This window comes from Cellulomonas sp. A375-1 (assembly GCF_001040865.1).
Classification (GTDB): domain Bacteria; phylum Actinomycetota; class Actinomycetes; order Actinomycetales; family Cellulomonadaceae; genus Cellulomonas; species Cellulomonas gelida.
The window spans coordinates 1-6,067 of the sequence record NZ_LFKW01000049.1; the positions used below are offsets into that span (position 1 = coordinate 1).

At 71.8% G+C, this 6,067-nt stretch carries 7 protein-coding genes; all 7 read right to left on the reverse strand.

Features of this window, described 5'->3' with window-relative positions:
- The coding region (gene dxr, locus CWIS_RS05760) for a 1-deoxy-D-xylulose-5-phosphate reductoisomerase (protein WP_048342312.1) at window positions 1-1,031 on the reverse strand (1,031 nt) is incomplete at its 3' end.
- A gap of 8 nt (window positions 1,032-1,039) precedes the next feature.
- A complete protein-coding gene (locus CWIS_RS05765; protein WP_048342306.1) occupies window positions 1,040-1,594 on the reverse strand; it encodes a DivIVA domain-containing protein in 555 nt (184 codons plus the stop codon).
- Complete coding sequence (gene rlmN / locus CWIS_RS05770; protein WP_048342307.1) at window positions 1,591-2,712, reverse strand: 23S rRNA (adenine(2503)-C(2))-methyltransferase RlmN; 1,122 nt, start codon at window positions 2,710-2,712, stop codon at window positions 1,591-1,593. The genes CWIS_RS05765 and rlmN overlap by 4 nt, the downstream gene beginning before the upstream one ends.
- A gap of 21 nt (window positions 2,713-2,733) precedes the next feature.
- Window positions 2,734-3,582 (reverse strand): phosphatidate cytidylyltransferase, encoded by an 849-nt coding sequence (locus CWIS_RS05775; RefSeq protein WP_048342308.1) that lies wholly within the window; start codon window positions 3,580-3,582, stop codon window positions 2,734-2,736.
- Window positions 3,582-4,139 (reverse strand): ribosome recycling factor, encoded by a 558-nt coding sequence (gene frr / locus CWIS_RS05780; RefSeq protein ID WP_048342309.1) that lies wholly within the window; start codon window positions 4,137-4,139, stop codon window positions 3,582-3,584. Before frr ends, CWIS_RS05775 begins: the two co-directional genes overlap by 1 nt.
- Before the next feature lie 144 nt (window positions 4,140-4,283).
- Window positions 4,284-5,030 (reverse strand): UMP kinase, encoded by a 747-nt coding sequence (gene pyrH, locus CWIS_RS05785; protein ID WP_048342310.1) that lies wholly within the window; start codon window positions 5,028-5,030, stop codon window positions 4,284-4,286.
- A gap of 82 nt (window positions 5,031-5,112) precedes the next feature.
- Entirely contained in the window at window positions 5,113-5,958 is an 846-nt protein-coding gene (gene tsf, locus CWIS_RS05790; RefSeq protein ID WP_048342311.1) for a translation elongation factor Ts, read from the reverse strand.
- Between the last annotated feature and the right edge of the window lie 109 nt (window positions 5,959-6,067).

Genomic DNA, 6,067 nt, shown 5'->3' on the forward strand with positions numbered 1-6,067 from the left:
AGGAACGCCGTGACGCACTGCTCGTTGGCCGCGTTGTACACCGCCGGGTGCGTCGCGGACGCCGCGACTGCCCTCCGCGCCAGCCGGACCGCGCCGAACGTCTCCTCGTCGAGAGGCTCGAACGTCCAGGCCGTCGGGCTGGTCCAGTCGCACGCGGCGGCCACGTCGTCGAGCCGGTCGGGCCAGGACAGGCCGAGCGCGATCGGGAGCCGCATGTCGGGCGGCGACGCCTGCGCGATGGTCGAGCCGTCGACGAACTGGACCATCGAGTGCACGACCGACTGCGGGTGCACGACGACGTCGATCCGGTCCGCGGGGACGCCGAACAGCAGGTGGGCCTCGATGAGCTCGAGTCCCTTGTTCATCAGCGTGGCGGAGTTCACCGTGACCACGGGTCCCATCGCCCACGTGGGGTGCGCGAGAGCCTGTTGCGGGGTCACCGTCTTCACGTCGTCGGTCGCCCAGCCGCGGAACGGCCCGCCCGACGCCGTCAGCACGAGCCGCGCGACCTCACGCGACGCGCCCGACCGCAGCGCCTGCGCGATCGCCGAGTGCTCGGAGTCGACGGGCACGATCTGGTCGGGACGGACCGCGGCCTCGTGCACGAGGGCACCGCCGACGACGAGGGACTCCTTGTTCGCGAGGGCGAGCGTGCTGCCGGCCCGCAGCGCCGCGAGCGTCGGCCGCAGGCCGACCGACCCGGTGATGCCGTTCAGCACGACGTCGGCGCCGACCCCCGCGAGCTCGGTCGTGGCGTCCGGACCGGCGAGCACCTCGACGGCACCGGCGCCGGCCGCGTCGAGCGCTGCACGGACCGCGTGCACCGCTCTCTCGTCGGCCACCGCGACCGTCCGCGCGCCGGATGCGACCGCCTGGGTCGCGAGCAGCACCGGGTCGCCCCCGCCGGCGGCCAGGCCGACGACCTCGAACGCCTCCGGGTGCCGCGCGAGCACGTCGAGCGCCTGCGTGCCGATCGACCCCGTGGAGCCGAGCAGGACCACGCGCCGGGGGCCGTCGCCCGTCGTCGTCATCGAGGTGGTCACTCGACGCCGAGCAGCACCTCGACGGCGCGCGCGAGGAAGGCGTCCACCGCGGGCTCGCCGTATGCGCTGCGGCCCTTGCGGCGTCGGAACGTGGCCGAACGGATCTCGCCCGACGTGAGGGGCGCACCCTTGTCGAAGTAGGCGACGAGGCGGTGGCACAGCGCGTCGACGTCCGCGGGCTCGTAGCCCTGCTCGCGGCCCTCGGGCGGCGCGAAGCGATCCCCGTCAGGCCGACCGAGGCGCCCGTACAACGTGCGCGCCTGCTCGCCGAGCTGCGCCATCCACCCCTGCTGACCGTGCTGCGCGACGTACTCGGCCCGCGCACGCGCCACGAACGCCGACTCCAGGCGGTCGAGCGCCGCGTCGACGGCCGCCGTCGCGTACCCGCCACGGACGACCTCGAACCCGACCCGCCGCACGTCCTTGGCCGCGAGAGCGGCCGCCGGACCCTTCTCGTAGAGCGAGCGTGCGTGCTCGAAGAACTCGTCCACCTCGGCCGGGTCGTAGCCCGAACGCAGACCGGACACCGTTCGGAACATCCCGTCGCTCACTCGTCCTCCTCCGCGGCGAGCTGGCCGCACGCACCGTCGATGTCGCTGCCGCGGGTGTCCCGGATCGTCGTCGGGATCCCGTGCGCACGCAAGCGTGCCACGAACTCCTGCTCGACCCGGGGATCGCTCGCCGTCCACTTGGAGTTGGGCACCGGGTTGAGCGGGATCGGGTTGCAGTGCACCCAGCCCTTGCCGCGCGCGTTGAGCTTCTCGCCCAGCAGGTCCGCGCGCCACGCGTGGTCGTTGATGTCCTTGATCAGGGCGTACTCGATCGACACGCGGCGACCGGTGACCTCGAAGTAGTGGTGCGCGGCGTCGAGCGCCTCGTCGACGTCCCAGCGCGTGTTGACGGGCACGAGCTCGCTGCGCAGCTCGTCGTCCGGGGCGTGCAGCGACAGCGCGAGCGTCACCGGGATGCCCTCGTCGGCAAGCTTGCGCATCGCCGGGACCATGCCGACCGTCGAGACCGTGACGTTGCGCGCGGACAGGCCGAGACCGTCGGGGGCGACGAGCGTGCGGACCGTGGCCATGATCGCCTTGTAGTTCGCGAGCGGCTCGCCCATCCCCATGAAGACGACGTTCGACAGGCGCGTCGGACCGCCCGGGACCTCACCGGCCTGGAGCGCACGCGCCGCCTCGCGCACCTGCTCGACGATCTCCGCGGTCGACAGGTTGCGCGTGAGGCCCATCTGGCCCGTGGCGCAGAACGCGCACGCGAGACCGCAGCCGGCCTGGCTCGAGATGCACAGCGTCGTGCGGTTCGAGTAGCGCATCAGCACCGACTCGACCTTGGCGTTGTCGAAGAGGTGCCACAGCGTCTTGACGGTCGTGCCGCCGTCCGCGGTCTGCGTGCGGACGTTCGTCAGCAGGCGGGGGAACAGCGCCTCGACGAGCTTGTCGCGGCTCGCCGCCGGCAGGTCGGTCATCGCCGCGGGATCCGCCGTCAGGTGCGTGAAGTAGTGCGTCGCGAGCTGCTTGGCCCGGAACGGCTTCTCCCCCAGCTCCGTGACCGCTGCGACTCGCTCGTCGGGGGTCAGGTCGACGAAGTGCCGCGGCGGCTTGCCGCGCGGACCGCGCACGGGAGAGGACAGGTCCAGTCGGACGGGGGTGGCAGGCACGAGAGCTCCTTGGGGGCGTGCTCAGAACGCGAGAGGCGCGGGCTGGAGCAGCGCGAGGATGAGATAGACGGCAGGCGCCGTGAGCAGCAGCGAGTCGAGCCGGTCGAGGACACCGCCGTGGCCCGGGACGAGCCGGCCCATGTCCTTGAGCTCGAGGTCGCGCTTGAGCATGGACTCCGCGAGGTCGCCGAGCGTCGCGCTGACGACGGTCGCGAGCCCGAGGAAGACCCCCACGAGCGGCTCGCCGTCGAACGCCACCTGGACGCTCACGACTCCCACGACGCACGCGAGCACGACGGACCCGGCCAGGCCCTCCCACGACTTCTTGGGGCTGACCGACGGCGCGAGCGGGTGGCGCCCGAGCAGCACGCCGACCGCGAAGCCACCCGTGTCGCTCGCGACGACGAGCAGCACGAACACCATCACGCGCGCCGGGCCGTCCGGCTCGGCGAGCATGAGCATCACGAAGCCCGCGAGGAACGGCAGATAGGCGGCCGCGAACGCACCGCCGACGATGTCGCGCAGCGCGCGGTCACCGCTCCCGTCGAGCACGCGCCACACCATGACGCCGCCGACCGTGAGCATGAACGAGACGAAGAGCGCTTCAGCCCCGGCCGTGTAGGCCGAGACCAGGATGCCGACCGCCCCGACGAGGAGCGGCAGCAGGGGAAGGTGGATCGAGCGGCGCGTGAACGCCTGCGCCAGCTCCCAGAGGCCGGCGCACACCGCCAGGACCGCCAGGACGACGAACGCCTCCTTGCGGATGAACAGCGCCGCGACCACGGCCGCGAGCAGGCCGAGGCCGACCGTGATCGCGACCGGGAGGTCGCGTCCCGGTCGCGTCTTGCTGGGGGCAGCGAGCTGAGTCATCAGACCTCGAGGAGCTCTGCCTCTTTGGCCACGAGGAGGTGGTCGATCTGGTCGACGTGCTTCTTCGTGAGCGACTCGAGCTCCTTCTCCGCGCGGGCGACCTCGTCCTCGCCGGCCTCACCGTCCTTGACGATGCGGTCGAGCTCCTCCTTGGCGCGGCGACGGATCGAGCGCACCGCGATGCGGGCGTCCTCGGCCTTGTGCTTCGCGAGCTTGACGAAGTCCCGGCGTCGCTCCTCCGTGAGGGCGGGCAGCACGACGCGGATGACGTTGCCGTCGTTCGTCGGGTTCACGCCCAGGTCCGAGTCGCGCAGCGCCTTCTCCACCGCGGTGGTCGACGACTTGTCGAACGGCGAGACCAGGATCGTGCGCGCCTCGGTGACGTTGAACGACGCCAGCTGCTGCAGCGGCGTCGGGGCGCCGTAGTAGTCGACGAAGATCTTGGAGAACATCGCGGCGTTGGCGCGGCCGGTACGGATGGTGCCGAAGTCGTCCTTGGCGACCTCGATCGCCTTGTCCATCTTCTCCTCGGCTTCGAAGAGCGTCTCGTCGATCACCGGTGCTCCTTGCTCTGCGTGTCGTGGGTGGCGTCCGGGTGTCGAACTGCCTGGTGGTGCGTGGTCGGGCTCGCGTCCGTCGGGCGGAGCTGCGAGGCTGCGGCGTCCTGGTGGCGCTCGCGCCCCGGCACTGCTCGGGCCGGCTCAGCTCGCGGTGACGATCGTGCCGATCTTCTCACCCTGCAGGACGCGCGTGACGTTTCCCGCGCCCTCGAGTCCGAAGACCTGCATCGGGACGTCGTTGTCGCGGGCCAGCGACAACGCCGTCTGGTCCATGACGCCGAGGTCGCCGACGATCGCGTCGGTGTAGGTGAGCCGGTCGAGGCGACGCGCGTCCGGGTCGCGGCGCGGGTCCGCGCTGTACACGCCGTCCACGCCGTTCTTGCCCATCAGCACCTCCTGGCAGTGCGTCTCCAGGGCGCGCTGCACGCAGACGGTGTCGGTCGAGAAGTACGGCATGCCGGCCCCTGCGCCGAAGATGACGACGCGGCCCTTCTCCAGGTGCCGGATCGCCCGCAGCGGGATGTACGGCTCGGCGACCTGACCCATCGTGATGGCGGTCTGCACGCGGGTGCTGACGCCGGCCTGCTCGAGCAGGTCCTGCAGCGCGAGGCAGTTCATGACGGTGCCCAGCATGCCCATGTAGTCCGCGCGTGCGCGGTCCATGCCGCTGTCCGCGAGCTCGGCGCCGCGGAAGAAGTTGCCGCCGCCGACGACGATCGCGACCTCGACCCCGCTGCGCACCGCCACCGCGATCTCCTCGGCGACCCGACGGATCACGTCGACCGCGAGGCCGACGGCGCCACCGCCGAACGCCTCGCCGGAGAGCTTGAGCAGGACCCGCCGAGCGGGGACCACGCGGGTCGGATCGGTCGTGGGGTCCGGGCTCACTACGCCTCCTGGGCGGTCGGCAACGTCCTGCGTACGCCGGTGGCCCCGGCCATGGGCCGGGGCCACCGTACGGGTGGTGGGATCAGGCTCCCACGCGGAAGCGCACGAACGCCGACAGCGTGCCGCCGGCCTCCGTGAGCACCTGGCCGACCGACTTCTTCGGGTCCTTGGCGAACGGCTGGTCGAGCAGCACGTTCTCCTTGAAGAACCCGTTCAGACGACCCTCGACGATCTTCGGGAGCGCACCCTCGGGCTTGCCCTCGTTGCGCGCCGTCTCCTCGGCGATCTTCCGCTCGCTCTCGACGGTGTCCGCGGGGACCTCGTCGCGCGAGAGGAACTGCGGCGAGTAGGCCGCGATGTGCGTCGCGATGTCGCGCGCCACCGAGGCACCCGCCGCGTCCGTCGCCACGAGCACGCCGACCTGCGGGGGCAGGTCCTTGCTGACCTTGTGCAGGTAGACCTCGACGTGCTCGCCGGCCACGCGGGCCAGACGACGCACGACGATGCGCTCGCCGAGCGTGGCCGCGGTCTCGTCGACGATGTTCTGGACGGTCGTGCCCTCGAACTCGGCCGACGTCAGCGCGTCCGCGTCACGGGCGCCCGTGGCGACCGCAGCGGCCAGCACGCGCTCCGCGAGCGAGATGAACGGCTGGCTCTTCGCCACGAAGTCCGTCTCGGAGTTGACCTCGACCAGCACGCCGGTCTGACCCTCGCCGTCGGCCGTGGGGCCGACGTGCGCGGCGACCAGGCCGTCCGAGGCGGAGCGACCCTCACGCTTGCCGACGCCCTTGAGGCCCTTGACGCGGATGATCTCGAGCGCCTTCTCGGCGTCGCCCTCCGCCTCCTCGAGCGCCTTCTTGACGTCGAGCATGCCGGCGCCGGTCTTCTCGCGCAGGTCCTTGATGTCCTGGAGCGAGTAGTTCGCCATCAGTGGTGTCCGTTCTTGTCGATGGAGCTGTCTGCGGACGTGCGGTGAGCTCAGGCCTCGTCGGCCGGCGCGTCGACCGCGGGGGCCTCGGCGGCGGGCGCCTCGGCGG